12 protein-coding genes are annotated in these 14,177 nt (G+C 63.5%); 11 read left to right on the top strand and 1 reads right to left on the bottom strand.

The window, feature by feature from the left end; all coding sequences use genetic code 11:
- Window positions 1–2: 2 nt before the first annotated feature.
- A complete protein-coding gene (gene ubiE / locus BLP10_RS07530; protein ID WP_091132866.1) occupies window positions 3–752 on the bottom strand; it encodes a bifunctional demethylmenaquinone methyltransferase/2-methoxy-6-polyprenyl-1,4-benzoquinol methylase UbiE in 750 nt (249 codons plus the stop codon).
- Window positions 753–850: 98 nt separating this feature from the next.
- Here ubiE and mutM point away from each other — a divergent pair, with 98 nt between their 5' ends.
- The 11 genes from mutM (at window position 851) to gyrB (ending at window position 14,152) form a co-directional block, all read left to right on the top strand.
- Window positions 851–1,747 (top strand): bifunctional DNA-formamidopyrimidine glycosylase/DNA-(apurinic or apyrimidinic site) lyase, encoded by an 897-nt coding sequence (gene mutM / locus BLP10_RS07525; protein WP_091132863.1) that lies wholly within the window; start codon window positions 851–853, stop codon window positions 1,745–1,747.
- A gap of 145 nt (window positions 1,748–1,892) precedes the next feature.
- Window positions 1,893–2,690, top strand: a complete 798-nt coding sequence (locus BLP10_RS07520; RefSeq protein WP_091132860.1) for a DUF2189 domain-containing protein — start codon at window positions 1,893–1,895, stop codon at window positions 2,688–2,690.
- A 123-nt stretch (window positions 2,691–2,813) separates the two neighbouring features.
- Window positions 2,814–3,587, top strand: coding sequence for an enoyl-CoA hydratase (locus tag BLP10_RS07515; RefSeq protein WP_091132857.1), 774 nt, complete (start codon window positions 2,814–2,816; stop codon window positions 3,585–3,587).
- An 18-nt stretch (window positions 3,588–3,605) separates the two neighbouring features.
- Window positions 3,606–4,421, top strand: coding sequence for a TSUP family transporter (locus tag BLP10_RS07510; RefSeq protein WP_091132853.1), 816 nt, complete (start codon window positions 3,606–3,608; stop codon window positions 4,419–4,421).
- 167 nt (window positions 4,422–4,588) lie between these two features.
- Window positions 4,589–4,855: a 30S ribosomal protein S20 gene (gene rpsT, locus BLP10_RS07505; RefSeq protein ID WP_091132849.1), complete on the top strand. Its 267-nt coding sequence runs from the start codon at window positions 4,589–4,591 to the stop codon at window positions 4,853–4,855.
- A 996-nt stretch (window positions 4,856–5,851) separates the two neighbouring features.
- Window positions 5,852–7,300 (top strand): chromosomal replication initiator protein DnaA, encoded by a 1,449-nt coding sequence (dnaA, locus tag BLP10_RS07500; protein ID WP_244510456.1) that lies wholly within the window; start codon window positions 5,852–5,854, stop codon window positions 7,298–7,300.
- Window positions 7,301–7,441: 141 nt separating this feature from the next.
- A complete protein-coding gene (gene dnaN / locus BLP10_RS07495; protein ID WP_091132842.1) occupies window positions 7,442–8,560 on the top strand; it encodes a DNA polymerase III subunit beta in 1,119 nt (372 codons plus the stop codon).
- A 227-nt stretch (window positions 8,561–8,787) separates the two neighbouring features.
- Window positions 8,788–9,942: a DNA replication/repair protein RecF gene (recF, locus tag BLP10_RS07490; protein ID WP_091132838.1), complete on the top strand. Its 1,155-nt coding sequence runs from the start codon at window positions 8,788–8,790 to the stop codon at window positions 9,940–9,942.
- Window positions 9,943–10,021: 79 nt separating this feature from the next.
- Window positions 10,022–10,759, top strand: a complete 738-nt coding sequence (locus BLP10_RS07485) for a hypothetical protein (RefSeq protein WP_091132835.1) — start codon at window positions 10,022–10,024, stop codon at window positions 10,757–10,759.
- Window positions 10,760–10,908: 149 nt separating this feature from the next.
- Window positions 10,909–11,523, top strand: coding sequence for a LysE family translocator (locus BLP10_RS07480; RefSeq protein ID WP_091132830.1), 615 nt, complete (start codon window positions 10,909–10,911; stop codon window positions 11,521–11,523).
- A 202-nt stretch (window positions 11,524–11,725) separates the two neighbouring features.
- Window positions 11,726–14,152, top strand: coding sequence for a DNA topoisomerase (ATP-hydrolyzing) subunit B (gene gyrB, locus BLP10_RS07475; protein ID WP_091132826.1), 2,427 nt, complete (start codon window positions 11,726–11,728; stop codon window positions 14,150–14,152).
- Window positions 14,153–14,177: the final 25 nt, after the last annotated feature.

Here is a 14,177-nt window from a genome sequence, read left to right as displayed (position 1 = left end):
GCTCAGATCTTCCAGCCGGAATGAATGGCAACCACGCCTGCGGAAAGCGGGCGGTAGGTGACGCGCCTGAAGCCCGCCTCCTCGATCATGCGGGCGAACGCAGCGGGCGGCGGGAACTTGCGGATCGATTCCACGAGGTATTGGTACGAATGCGCATCCCCCGTCACCATCTGGCCCATGCGCGGGATGACGTTGAAGGAATAAGCGTCGTAGATCTTGTCGAGGAGCGGTACATCCACCTTCGAGAATTCCAGGCAGAGGAAGCGGCCGCCGGGTTTCAGCACACGATGGGCCTCGCGAAGCGCCGCATCGATGCGCGGCACGTTCCGGATGCCGAAGGCGATGGTGTAGCCGTCATAGGTGCTGGATTCGAGCGGCAGCTCTTCCGCATTGGCCTCGACGAAGTCGATGCGGTCGCCATAGCGGTTGCTCGCGCGCTCGGCGCCCACTTTCAGCATCTCGCCATTGATGTCGAGCACGGTCACCTTCGTCTGGGGCCCGCCCGCTTCAAGAATGCGGAAGGCGATGTCGCCCGTGCCGCCGGCCACGTCGAGATGGCGGAAGGGCCGGTCCTTGGGCGGGCGCAGGGTTGAGACGAAATCGCCCTTCCAGAGCCGGTGGAGGCCTGCGGACATGAGATCGTTCATGAGGTCGTAGCGGCTCGCCACGGAGCGGAAGACCTCGTTCACACGATCCTGCTTCTCGCCCAGGGGCACGGACTGAAACCCGAAATGGGTGTTCTCGTCGGTCATGATCCTCAATAACCTTCTCTCACATCCTAAACGCGATCCATAGCGGAAGCGGGGCCTGATGGCTATGTAAGGAAGCCCAAGAACCGAAGAGATGGTTGATGCCTGAACTGCCCGAAGTCGAAACCGTGCGCCGGGGCCTGGAGCCCGCCATGGTGGGAGCCCGCTTCACCAAGGTGATGCAGCGCCGCCCCGACCTGCGCTTCCCGTTTCCCGAAAGGTTCGCGGAGCGCCTGGAAGGTCAGGAGGTTAGGGCTCTGGGGCGCCGGGCCAAGTACCTGCTCGCCGATCTCTCCTCGGGCGAGGTGCTGATCATGCATCTCGGCATGTCCGGCCGCTTCCTGGTGACGAAGGGGGGCGAGACCCGGATGCCGGGCGAGTTCCACCACGAGCATGGGGGCCTGGGCGCCCACGACCATGTGGTGTTCCAGCTCTCCAACGGGGCGAGCGTCACCTATAACGATGCCCGCCGCTTCGGCTTCATGGATCTGGTGCCCCGTTCCGAGATCGAGACCTGCAAGCACTTTGCGGGCATGGGCATCGAGCCCTTGGGCAACGAGCTCTCGGGCGAGACCATCGCCGCCCTGTTCGCGGGCAGACGCACGCCTCTGAAGGCCGCCCTCCTCGACCAGCGCTTGATCGCGGGCCTCGGCAACATCTATGTGTGCGAGGCCCTCTTCCGCACTGGCCTGCACCCGGAGGCTCCGGCGGGTTCCCTTGCCGCCAAGTCCGGCAAGCCGACCGAGAAGGCGCATCAGCTTGCAGAGGTGATCCGGGACGTCCTGTCGGAGGCCGTCACGGCGGGCGGCTCCACCCTGCGCGACCACGCGCAGGTCGATGGTTCGCTCGGCTATTTCCAGCATTCCTTCCGGGTCTACGACCGGGAGGGGGAGCCCTGCGTGACGCCCCAATGCACGGGGACAGTCTCGCGGCTCGTGCAGTCGGGCCGCTCCACCTTCTATTGCCCGGTATGCCAGAAGGCTTCCCGTACTCGATAAAGTGATCCGGCTATTTTGCCGAACGTCCTCGAAAAAACCTGAAAAGGCGTCAATTCTATTGTCATGCAGGTTGCGACCTTCCCGTCGGCATCCTTTCGCATGACAGGCCGCGACCGCTTGAACGCGAGGTTCAGGAGGGACTCCCATGGCCAGACTCAACGCTGTTTCCCATCTCCAAAGAGACCCGGTGTCGGAGCACCTCACCATCCGCAGGATCGGGGTTCACGACCTCATGGATGCCTTGAAACAGGGTGCCGCGGATTTTTGGGCTGCTCCGACGCATATCTTCTTCATCTGCCTGATGTACCCGGTCCTCGGCGTGTTCTTCGCGGGCCTCGCCTTCGGCAACAACATGCTGCCGCTCCTCTTCCCGCTCATGTCGGGCTTCGCCCTGATCGGACCGCTCGCGGCCGTGGGCCTCTACGAGATCAGCCGGGAGCGCGAACGCGGGCAGGAGGTGTCCGTCAGCAGCGTCTCCAACGTCTTCCGCTCCCATTCCCTGGGTTCCATCGCGGCGCTCGGCGTTCTGCTGATGGTCATCTTCATCGCCTGGCTGCTCACGGCCCAGACGCTGTATCAATCCCTCTTCGGCTGGCGCGCGCCCGAATCCCTCGGCACCTTCCTCAGCGAGGTGTTCACCACCCAGCACGGCTGGACCCTCATCATCGTCGGCAACGCCCTCGGCTTCGTCTTCAGCGCGGTGGTCTTCTGCCTGAGCGTGATCTCGTTCCCGCTCCTGGTCGACCGGGATGTGGGCGCGATCCCCGCGATCCTCACGTCCTTCCGGGCGGTCGCCGCCAATCCGGGCCCCATGATCGTGTGGGCTTTCATCGTCGCCGGACTGCTCGCGATCGGCTTCATCCCGCTCTTCATCGGCCTTGCCATCGTGCTGCCGATCCTGGGCCACGCCACCTGGCATCTCTATCGCAAGGTGGTGGAGTAAGCCTCGCCGGTTTGTCATCCCGGACGGTATCGTCGATCCGGGATACGGCCAGGAAAACACTTTGATCTTGCCGAGCCCCGCCGCCTCCCGTAACCCAAGGAGGATAACAGCGGAGGTGGTGCCATGGCCTATGAAACGATCATCATTGAGACGCGCGGCAAGGTGGGGCTCATCACCCTCAACCGGCCCCAGGCCCTGAACGCCCTCAACTCGGCGCTTCTGAATGAGGTCAATCAGGCCCTCGACACCTTCGAGGCCGATCCGAAGATCGGCTGCATCGTGATCACCGGCTCCGAGAAGGCCTTTGCGGCCGGTGCCGACATCAAGGAAATGGCCTCGCTCGCCTACCCGCAGATCTACCTCGACAACCAGTTTTCAGGCTGGGAGAAGGTGGCCGGGCGGCGCAAGCCGATGATCGCCGCGGTCGCGGGCTTTGCGCTCGGCGGCGGCTGCGAGTTCGCCATGATGTGCGATTTCATCATCGCCGCCGACAATGCCAAGTTCGGCCAGCCCGAGATCAAGCTCGGCGTCATGCCCGGCATGGGCGGCACGCAGCGCCTCACTCGCCTCATCGGCAAGGCCAAGGCCATGGAGATGTGCCTCACGGGCCGGATGATGGGCGCGGAGGAAGCGGAGCGCTCCGGGCTCGTGGCCCGGGTGGTGCCCCTCGCCGACCTCATGGCCGAGACCATGAAGACAGCGGAGACCATCGCCTCCATGTCCCTGCCGATCGCCATGATGACCAAGGAAACCATCAACCGCGCCGACGAGGTGTCCCTGTCCGAGGGCATCCGCTTCGAGCGGCGCGTGTTCCACGCCATGTTCGCTACCGCCGACCAGAAGGAAGGCATGGCCGCCTTCGTGGACAAGCGCGCGGCCGAGTTCAAAGACCAGTAAAGCTCAAAGACCAGTCAATTGCCCGATATCGGTTTCGACATGATCGCGGCCCTGGCCGCGATCTCTTTTTTCGCAGGCTTCGTGGATTCCATCGCGGGCGGAGGTGGATTGCTCACCGTGCCGGCCCTTCTGCTTGCGGGGCTCGGCCCCGCGGAGGCGATTGCCACCAACAAGGTGCAGGGCGCCTTCGCAGCGGCGTCCGCCACATACACCTTCGGCCGCCGGGAGCTGATCGAGTGGCGCAAGGCCTGGGGCTTCGCAGGCATTGCCTTCGTCAGCGGGATCGCGGGTGCGCTCTGCGTGCGCTTCCTGCCCGCCCCCGTGCTCCAGACCCTGATCCCGGTGCTCCTGATCGCCATCGCCGTCTATTTCGCCCTGTCGCGAAAGCTCAAGGATGAGGATGCCCATGCCCGCATGACGACCCTGACCTTCGGGCTCACCGCCCCTGTGGCCGTGGGGTTCTATGACGGCATCTTCGGGCCTGGAGCAGGCTCCTTCTATATGCTCGCCTTCGTCACCCTGCTCGGCTACGGGGTGCTGCGCGCCACCGCCCATACCAAGCTCCTGAACCTGGCGAGCAACCTCGGCTCTCTCCTTCTCTATGCAGCGACCGGAGCCGTCCTCTGGCCCATAGGGCTCATCATGGCCGGAGCCTCGTTCCTCGGCGCGCAGGTCGGCTCTCGGCTTGCCATGCGCCTGGGGGTCCGGCTCATTCGCCCGCTCCTGGTTCTGGTTTCGGCGGCGATGGCCCTCAGGCTGCTCCTCGACCCCGCCAATCCCTGGCGCCAAATGCTCTCCGCCGGGGCCGAAAAAGGCCTCGCGGCGCTTTTTTGACGCGCAAAGGCCGACTCTCGTTGACGTTCGCGGCTATCGCGTCTATAAGCCGCCACACACGAGCCCGCGCGTTCCGCGGGCTCTTCGGTTTCCATTCATCATCCGATTGCTGACAGGGCCTGAAGCCGGTTCGTCGCGTCGGGATTTAAAAGAACGAGGCTTTGGCCATGGCCAATACCGTTTCCGCCAAGAAGATGACCCGCAAGATTGCGAAGCGCACCGCGATCAACAAGTCGCGCCGCAGCCGCATGCGGACCTTCGTGCGCAAGGTCGAGGAGGCAATCGCCTCCGGCAACCAGACCGAGGCTGCTGCTGCGCTCCGCGCCGCCGAGCCCGAGATGATGCGCGCTGCCCAGAAGGGCATCGTTCACAAGAACACCGCCTCGCGCAAGGTTTCGCGCCTCAGCAGCCGCATCAAGGCTCTGAGCGCCTAAGACATCGGCGGCCCTTTTCCAGGGCACCGGACGAGATCATCAAACCCGGCCTCGCGGCTGGGTTTTTTGTTGCCTGAAGCCTTACCCGTTCAGCCTACGGCTCTGCCCAGAACGCCCCTCCGCAACAGCCGCCCGGACCGGGCTGCTGTCCCTCTGTCTCGCGGGGCATTTCCCCACTTGTCCGGCCATAAACCCTCAAGCTGCGATCTCGCCGGATATGGCCAAGATGGGATGTTTTCGGAGAAGATTTTTTGCCGGCTTTTTATCCACACAACAGCTTGACTTTATGCGCCAAAACCGGGGTGGCGGGCATCGCAACAGAGATTCAAATTGCACATAAAATGCCAAGCTGGTTCAAGCGCTTAGCAGGCAAAGGTTCGCGAGGCATCGGAATCACCCTCCGATTCACCCCGAATCGGTCCTGAATCAAGGTTGCGGGAAAAGCTTTTTTCGAGCCTTCGAATCGTCCCAAGCGACACTGTGAATCAGTTGAAGAGTCAGGACTTTATCGTCGCGCCTCAAAACCTGTGGACGGGTCTGTGGAGCCTTTTTGGGGATATGGGGACGGGGCTGTTGACTCGACCATGTTGCGCGCCCTCCCCCACCCTGTATATGGTCAACCTACTTCAACGGTTTGCCGTTAAGTCATCCACTCAAGTCCCAAGCTATAGAACACAACCAAGGGGTCAGAGCTTTGTTTCAGTCTAACAAGAAGCAAGCGAGCATACGTCCCTTACCTAGGGGTAGACTTGGTAGAGCTTGATAAGATGCACAAGAGGCGACGTTTTCAGATCGTCTCACCTTAAAAACGGTTTGATAATCTTCAGTACAATTGGGGGCGCCAAGTTTTGAACAACCTGTGAAGCAGGGCTGCTTTTCTTGTTCAAAACGGGTCATGCGTGGGGGTTTCGGCCAAATGCGGCGAAACCTCGTGGAGGGAATTTGATGTATCGCAGCGAGGACCATCGCACCTTTGCCGCTGCCAGCGAGAGCGGCATGGAGGCTTCTGGCGAACAAACGGCCGCGGATGTGTGGGCGCGGGTAAAGCGCCGCCTGCGGGCCGAGTTGGGCGAGGACATCTTCGCCAGCTGGTTCGGCCGTCTGGAGCTGGATTCGGTGGTGGAAGGCTGTGCCTACCTGACAGTCCCGACCCGCTTCCTGAAAAGCTGGATCGAGTCCCACTATGCCGACCGGGTTCTGTCCGTTTACCGTTCGGAGACGCCCGACGTGGAGCGCGTGTCGATCGGAGTGCGCAGCACTCTCGGACGCGAGGCCACACCCCAGCGCCGCCCCAGCGAAGCTCCCCGCCCGAATGCCGCTCCCATGCCCATGGCGACCCAGGCCAGCGAGCCGAAGATGCCGTCGATGGCGCTCCCCCAGGAAGAGCGCGGTGAGAATTCCGATCTCGGCGGCGCGCCCCTCGATCCGCGCCTCACCTTCGAGAGCTTCATCGTCGGCCGCTCCAATGCATTGGCGCACGCCGCTGCGGATCGCGTCGCCCACGCGCCGAACGGCCAGGTGATCTACAACCCGCTTTATCTCCATGCGGGCGTAGGCCTCGGCAAAACCCATCTTCTTCACGCCATCGGCCATGAGATGCGCGCGCAAGGACGCCGCGTCATCTATCTCACCGCCGACCGGTTCATGTACGGCTTCGTCGCATCCCTGAAGGCGCAGACCTCGCTGGCCTTCAAGGAGCGCCTTCGCGGCATCGACCTGCTCATCATCGACGACGTGCAGTTCATCCAGGGCAAGCAGATCCAGCAGGAATTCGGCCACACGCTCAACGCCCTCATCGATGCGGGCCGCCAGATCGTGATCGCCGCCGACCGTCCGCCCGCCGATCTCGAAAACCTGGACGAGCGCGTGCGTTCGCGCCTTGCCGGCGGCCTCGTGGTCGAGGTGACGGCCCTGGACGAGGCGCTGCGCACCTCGATCCTCTCAACCCGGATCGAGGGCCTGAAAACCATTCATCCCACCTTCGAGGTGGGTCCGAACGTGATCTCCTATGTGGCCCGCTCGATCACGGCCAATGGCCGCGATCTCGAAGGCGCGGTGAACCGCCTGCTGGCGCATGCCACGCTCACGGGTTCCGCCATCACGCTTGAGACCGCCGAGACCGCGATCCGCGACCTCGTCCGCAACCGCGAGCCGAAGCGCGTGAAGATCGAGGACATCCAGAAGCTGGTAGCCTCCCGCTACAACGTCTCGCGCTCGGACATCCTCTCGGAGCGCCGCACCGCCGCCGTGGTGCGTCCGCGCCAGATCGCCATGTACCTGTCCAAGGTGCTGACTCTTCGTTCCCTGCCGGAAATCGGCCGCCGCTTCGGCGGGCGCGATCACACCACCGTGCTCCACGCGGTGCGCAAGATCGAGAAGGCCTTGGGCGAGGACCATGCACTCTCCGATGAGGTCGAGCTCCTCAAGCGGATGCTGCAGGAATAACGTCATCCCGGGGCGGCCGGGGCGTTTGGATGATCAGGACGAGGCATGGCCTTGCTTTCTGGGACAACAAACGCCAATCTTGCCGCCTCGCTTGTCATGCTGTGACAGGCCAAGAATTTCACCGACAATAGGTGTCGCTTTATGAGAGTTACTGTTGAGCGCGCCGCTCTGCTGAAGGCGCTGGGGCACGTGCACCGGGTCGTCGAGCGCCGCAACACCATTCCGATCCTGTCGAACGTGCTTCTGCGCGCCTCGGACGGCGCCCTGCGCCTGCGCGCGACCGACCTCGACATCGAGGTGACGGAGACGATCCCCGCCGAGATCACCGAGGCAGGCTCCACGACGGTGCCCGCCTACATGATCTACGACATCGTTCGGAAGCTGCCCGACGGCGCGCAGGTGTCCCTCGAGATGACGGCTGACATGGGCCAGATGCAGATCCGCTCGGGCCGCTCGCGCTTCATGCTGCAAGCCCTGCCCGAGAGCGATTTCCCGGATCTTGCCGCCGGAGACCTGCCGCACAGCTTCTCGCTCGCTGCGGCCGATCTCAAGAAGCTCATCGAGAAGACGCAGTTCGCGATCTCGACGGAAGAGACGCGCTACTACCTCAACGGCATCTATCTTCACACGCTGGATGCGGGCGGCTCGCTCGTCATGCGCGCGGTCGCCACCGACGGCCATCGCCTCGCCCGCGTGGAGCTCCCGGCGCCGAACGGCTCGGAGGGCATGCCCGGCGTGATCATTCCGCGCAAGGCCGTGGCCGAGATCGTCAAGCTCGTCGAGGACGGTTCGGAGAACATCCATGTCGAGCTGTCGCCCGCCAAGGTGCGCCTGACCTTCGACGGCGTGGTGCTGACCTCCAAGCTCATCGACGGTACCTTCCCGGATTACCAGCGCGTCATTCCCGCGGGCAACGACAAGACCCTCGTGGTCGAGCGCGCCGATTTCGCCAAGGCCGTGGACCGCGTCTCCACCATCTCCTCGGAGCGTGGCCGCGCCGTGAAGCTCGCGCTTGCCGACGGCCGCCTGACGCTCACGGTCAACAACCCGGATTCGGGCAGCGCGACGGAGGAGATCGAAGTCGATTACGACAACGCTCCCATCGATATCGGCTTCAACGCCCGGTACCTGCTGGACATCACGTCCCAGCTCGACGGCGATACGGCACTCTTCAAGCTCGCCGACCCCGGCTCGCCCACGGTGATCCAGGATCGCGAGGGCGCACCTGCGCTCTACGTGCTGATGCCGATGCGCGTGTAAGGATCAACAGGCGTCATCCCGGACGGCGGAGCCGATCCGGGATCGTTTTCAGAATAGACTTCTCGTCATCACCGGCCTTGTGCCGGTGATCTCGTTTCAGCCTACACATCCTCATCCTGAGGACGAGGGTTTTAAACGGCCCGACGCGTGTCTCGCGACAATCAACCCCGCGCTTTGACCGCGCCAGCGCTTGATCTTTCGCCCCCGGTCCTGAATGAAGGGAGCGCATGTCCTCCGCTCCCGTTTCCGCCTCCCGAATCGCCCGTCTGATCCTTCAGGATTTTCGCACTTATGCGAGCCTGGACCTTGCCGTATCGCGCCCTCTCGTGGCGCTCGTGGGCGAGAACGGTGCAGGCAAGACCAATGTGCTGGAGGCGATTTCCCTCTTCATGCCGGGACGCGGCCTGCGCCGCGCGGAACTCGGCGACATGGCCCGCCAGGACGGCCCCGGCTCGTTTGCGATTTCGCTGACTCTCGATGCGCCGTTCGGCGAGCATCGTCTCGGCACGGGCCTTGAGCCGGCGGCGGAGAACGGCAGGGCCTCGCGCCTTTGCCGGATCGACGGCACGAACGCATCCTCGCCGACGGCCTTCGCGGAGTTCCTGCGCGTCGTGTGGCTCACGCCCGATCTCGATGCGCTGTTCCGCGGCGCTGCGGGCGACCGCCGCCGTTTCCTCGACCGCCTTGTGCTCGCCGTCGATGCGGAGCACGGCGCGCGCGTGAACGCGCTGGAGCGCGCGCTGCGCTCCCGCAACCGCGTGCTGGAGGAAAACCCCGACGACCGCCTCTGGCTCGATGCGCTCGAACGCGAAGTGGCGGAACTCGCCATCGCGGTCGCCGCCGCGCGTCGGGAAACCGTGGAGCGTCTGGCAAGCCTCATCCTCGAAACCCGCGAGGAGGACTCGCCCTTTCCCTTCGCCACGATGGGCTTGGAGGGTGAACTCGACACCCTCGTCGCGACCCTCCCCGCCGTCGATGCGGAGGACCGCTACCGCGCGATCCTGCGCGACAACCGCCCGCGCGACCGCGCAGCGGGGCGCACGCTCGTCGGACCGCAGGCCTCCGATCTTCTCGTGCGCCATGGACCGAAGGACATTCCCGCCAACACCGCCTCCACCGGCGAACAGAAGGCGCTCCTCATCGGCCTCGTGCTCGCCCATGCGCGGCTGGTCGCCAGCATGAGCGGCATCGCCCCCTTCGTGCTCCTCGACGAGGTCGCCGCCCATCTGGACCCGCGCCGCCGCGCAGGCTTGTTCACAGCCCTGGAATCTCTGGGCGGCCAGGTCTGGATGACGGGTGCCGATCCGAGCCTCTTCGCCGAACTCGAAGGCCGGGCGGACGTGCTGCAAGTCTCGCCCGGTGTGATCGAGCCGCTCTCCTGAGCAAGCCCCCTTCGTTCATGGAGTTTGCTGGCAACTTGAACCCGACGAGGATACGGCCTGTTTCAATGGGGCCGGTTCCTTGCGCGTTGTTCTTGCCATCCTGATCGCTTATGTCGCGTTCGGTGCTTCGCTGTCTTGCTTCCTCAAATTGGAAGACACATTCCAAAGCATCGAGATCGATCCCCTAACCCTGACAGCCCTTTTTGCAACCTTCCTCGTTCCTTCTCTTCTCATTATTGCAGGAGGGGTGATCACGGCGCCGAAAGCCGGTCTTCGCAGCCATATCCTCGACAGCGTACGCGGAAACCTTATGCTGGTCCCAGGCCAGTGGGCAGGCACTGCTTTCATTGGCCTTGTGGTCTGCCTTCTGGCCATGCTCGCCTCGGCAGCCATTCATGTTCTGTCGCCCGCCTCTTTCGCAACGGAGGAAAATTGGCGCGACATAACGGTGATGGAAGCCATCAAACTCGCCGCCGTGTCTTTGGCCATGGTGGTTCTGGGCTGGGTTGGCTTACTGAATCTCCTTGCCTGGATTTGCCTCAGGATCTTTGGAATGGCACGGCGAAACCTTGCGCTGGCTGCAGCGATCGTTCTCGCGGAAAGTCTCTACTGGGGATTGATCGCCATCCTCATCATTTATCTCGATTATCCGTTCGATCTCGCAATGATGGCTGATGGTTTCATCTGGAGCTCGGTAACGATCATGGGCGCATGGCTCTATGTGACACGCACCCTGGAGCATGGCGTTCTGGCCCTTATGTGGATTCCGATCCTAACTTTAGCCCTGCGCCCTCTCTGGACGCATCTTGGAATTTAAAAAGCCATCGGGCTTCAAGTCTAAAGATCGTGCGAGGGCACCGCAGATTTCGCCCGGTGTGATCGAACACATCAAAACTCATTGATGGTGTGAAAGGCTGCTTCGGCCTATAAGAAAGCCGCAACACAATCTCTATTGCCGGTATCGCCATGGAACCCGCAGGCCTGATCCTGTTCTCCTCTGCCCTCTTCATCGCCGCAGCCTCTCCGGGGCCGGGGATTGCGGCCATCGTGGCGCGGGTGCTCGGACGGGGACCGAAAGGCGCGGCGGCGCTCAGCGCCGGGATCGTTCTGGGCGATCTGGTCTGGCTCACCTTCGCGGTACTCGGCTTGGCCGCCCTCGCCCAGACGTTCCATGGGGTCTTCCTGGCGGTGAAATATGCCGGCGCGGTCTATCTGCTCTATCTGGCCTACAAGCTCTGGACCGCCCCTGTCTCCGCCCAGGAGGTCAAGGCGGACGAGAAGGCCGAGCATCCGGCAAAGCTCCTGCTGGGCGGCCTTGCGCTGACCCTGGGGAATCCCAAAGCCATCGTGTTCTATCTTGCCCTCCTGCCAACCTTCCTCGACCTGACCCGGATCACGGTGCTGGGCTATCTGGAACTTGCCCTGGCCACCATGCTGGTGCTGACGGTGGTGTTCGGCGGCTATATCCTGCTCGCCGTGCGCGCCCGGAGGCTCTTCACCACCCCCAGCGCCATCCGCATCCTCAACCGGTTTACCGGAACGGTGATGGCAGGCGCTGCGGCGGCCGTGGCGGCCCGGTGAGGCCCTTTTCCGGCCTGAGACAACGGACCGCCCCCTAAACGCCCCCAATCGGCACTTTTCCGTGGATTTTTGTGCCCCTTTTCACGCGCGCGTAGGCGCGCGGGGGTGAAATTTCAACCAATCGTCACTAAATATCTGATCTGACGAATCAAAACCCTGGCGCGCCTCCTATCCTGTCCGCTGCGCCTTGCAAGGATCCCAAATGGCCGAACCTGCTATCAACGTGAATGCCGACGCTTATGGCGCCGACTCGATCAAGGTGCTTAAGGGCCTTGACGCTGTGCGCAAGCGGCCCGGCATGTATATCGGCGATACCGATGATGGCTCGGGTCTCCACCACATGGTCTATGAGGTGGTGGACAACGCCATCGACGAGGCTCTCGCCGGTCACGCAACCGAAGTCACCGTCACGCTCAATGCGGACGGCTCGGTGACCGTGACCGACAACGGCCGCGGCATCCCGACCGACATCCATTCCGGCGAAGGCATCTCCGCTGCCGAGGTCATCATGACCCAGCTGCATGCGGGCGGTAAGTTCGACCAGAACTCCTACAAGGTTTCCGGCGGCCTTCACGGCGTCGGCGTGTCCGTCGTGAACGCGCTGTCCAGCTGGCTCAAGCTGCGAATCTTCCGCAACGGCAAGGAACACTTCATCGAGTTCAATCACGGCGACGCCGTGGCTCCGCTGGCGGTTGTGGGCGACGCCAATGGCCGCAAGGGCACGGAAGTGACCTTCCTGGCCTCCACCGAGACCTTCACCATGGTGGAATACGACTACGCCACCCTGGAGCACCGCCTGCGCGAGCTGGCGTTCCTGAACTCGGGCGTGCGCATCATCCTCACCGACAAGCGCCATGCGGAGCACAAGCGCGAAGAACTGATGTACGAGGGCGGCGTGGAAGCCTTCGTGCGCTATCTCGACCGCGCCAAGTCCCCGCTCATCCAGCAGCCGATCATGATCCGCTCCGAGAAGGATGGCATCGGCGTGGAAGTGGCTTTGTGGTGGAACGACTCGTACCACGAGAACGTGCTCTGCTTCACCAACAACATCCCGCAGCGCGATGGCGGCACGCACCTCGCGGGCTTCCGCGCGGCGCTCACCCGTCAGGTGAACGGCTATGCGGAATCCTCAGGTCTGACGAAGAAGGAAAAGGTTTCTCTCACCGGCGACGATTGCCGCGAGGGCCTGACTGCCGTCGTCTCCGTGAAGGTGCCCGACCCGAAGTTCTCGTCGCAGACGAAGGACAAGCTCGTCTCGTCCGAGGTGCGCCCCGCTGTCGAGAACGTGGTCAACGAGGCCCTCAACAACTGGCTCGAGGAGCATCCGCAGGAAGCCCGCACGCTCGTGGGCAAAGTGGTGGAAGCCGCTGCCGCACGCGAAGCCGCCCGCAAGGCGCGCGAGCTCACCCGCCGCAAGGGCGCGCTCGACATCGCCTCGCTTCCCGGCAAGCTCGCCGATTGCCAGGAGCGCGATCCGTCGAAATGCGAACTCATCCTCGTGGAGGGCGATTCCGCAGGCGGTTCCGCCAAGCAGGGCCGCGACCGCGCCTTCCAGGCGGTGCTTCCGCTGCGCGGCAAGATCTTGAACGTGGAGCGCGCGCGCTTCGACAAGATGCTGTCGTCGCAGGAAATCGGCACGCTGATCACCGCGCTCGGCACGGGCATCGGCCGCGAGGAGTTCAACCTCGACAAGCTGCGCTACCACCGCATCATCATCATGACGGACGCGGACGTGGACGGCTCCCACATCCGCACGCTGCTGCTCACCTTCTTCTTCCGCCAGATGCCGGAGCTGATCGAGCGCGGGCACCTCTACATCGCGCAGCCGCCGCTCTACAAGGCGACCCGCGGCAAGTCCTCGATCTACCTCAAGGACGAGCGCGCGCTGGAGGATTATCTCATCGATGCGGGCATCGAAGGCGCTTCGCTGCGTCTCGAGACCGGCGTGGAATTCCAGGGCGATCAGCTCAAGGGCCTGATCGACGAGGCGCGCCTCGTGCGTCAGGTGCTGAGCAACCTGCATACGCGCTATAACCGCAAGGCCGTCGAGCAGGCGGCGATTGCCGATGCGCTGCGCCCCGACGTGGCGGAAGATGCGGAGCGCGGTCCTGCGGCCGCTGCCTATATCGCCACGCGTCTCGACGCGATCTCGGAAGAGCTCGAGCGCGGCTGGACCGGTGAAGTCCGCGAAGGTGGTTACGCCTTCTCCCGCACCGTGCGCGGCGTGACGCAGACGACCATTCTCGATCAGGCGCTGATCGCGAGCCAGGAAGCCAAGAAGCTCGACGAGCGCGCCAAGTCGCTGCAGGACGTCTATGCCAAACCGGCAAGGCTCGTGCGCAAGAACGACGAGATCCAGATCGACGGTCCGCTCTCGCTGTTCGACGCTGTCATCGCCTCCGGCCGCAAGGGCCTGCAGCTGCAGCGCTACAAGGGCCTGGGCGAAATGACGGCCCAGCAGCTCTGGGAAACCACCCTCGACCGCGAGATCCGCTCGCTGCTGCAGGTGAAGGTGAAGGACACCACCGACGCCGACGACCTGTTCGTGAAGCTCATGGGCGACGTGGTGGAACCCCGCCGCGAGTTCATCCAGGAGAACGCGCTCTCGGTGGCGAACCTGGACGTGTAAGCCTCTCAAAAACAGCCAACCAACA

Source organism: Microvirga guangxiensis, assembly GCF_900102135.1.
GTDB lineage: Bacteria > Pseudomonadota > Alphaproteobacteria > Rhizobiales > Beijerinckiaceae > Microvirga > Microvirga guangxiensis.
Note: the sequence above shows the minus strand (reverse complement) of the source record. Positions and strands in the feature narration are given on the sequence as shown.

Bases quoted from the DNA above. Each gene is read 5' to 3' on its own strand.
- ubiE (WP_091132866.1), bottom strand. From the start codon at position 752: ATGACCGACGAGAACACCCATTTCGGGTTTCAGTCCGTGCCCCTGGGC.
- mutM (WP_091132863.1), top strand. From the start codon at position 851: ATGCCTGAACTGCCCGAAGTCGAAACCGTGCGCCGGGGCCTGGAGCCC.
- dnaN (WP_091132842.1), top strand. From the start codon at position 7,442: ATGAGAGTTACTGTTGAGCGCGCCGCTCTGCTGAAGGCGCTGGGGCAC.
- gyrB (WP_091132826.1), top strand. From the start codon at position 11,726: ATGGCCGAACCTGCTATCAACGTGAATGCCGACGCTTATGGCGCCGAC.
- recF (WP_091132838.1), top strand. From the start codon at position 8,788: ATGTCCTCCGCTCCCGTTTCCGCCTCCCGAATCGCCCGTCTGATCCTT.
- BLP10_RS07480 (WP_091132830.1), top strand. From the start codon at position 10,909: ATGGAACCCGCAGGCCTGATCCTGTTCTCCTCTGCCCTCTTCATCGCC.
- BLP10_RS07515 (WP_091132857.1), top strand. From the start codon at position 2,814: ATGGCCTATGAAACGATCATCATTGAGACGCGCGGCAAGGTGGGGCTC.
- rpsT (WP_091132849.1), top strand. From the start codon at position 4,589: ATGGCCAATACCGTTTCCGCCAAGAAGATGACCCGCAAGATTGCGAAG.
- BLP10_RS07520 (WP_091132860.1), top strand. From the start codon at position 1,893: ATGGCCAGACTCAACGCTGTTTCCCATCTCCAAAGAGACCCGGTGTCG.
- dnaA (WP_244510456.1), top strand. From the start codon at position 5,852: ATGGAGGCTTCTGGCGAACAAACGGCCGCGGATGTGTGGGCGCGGGTA.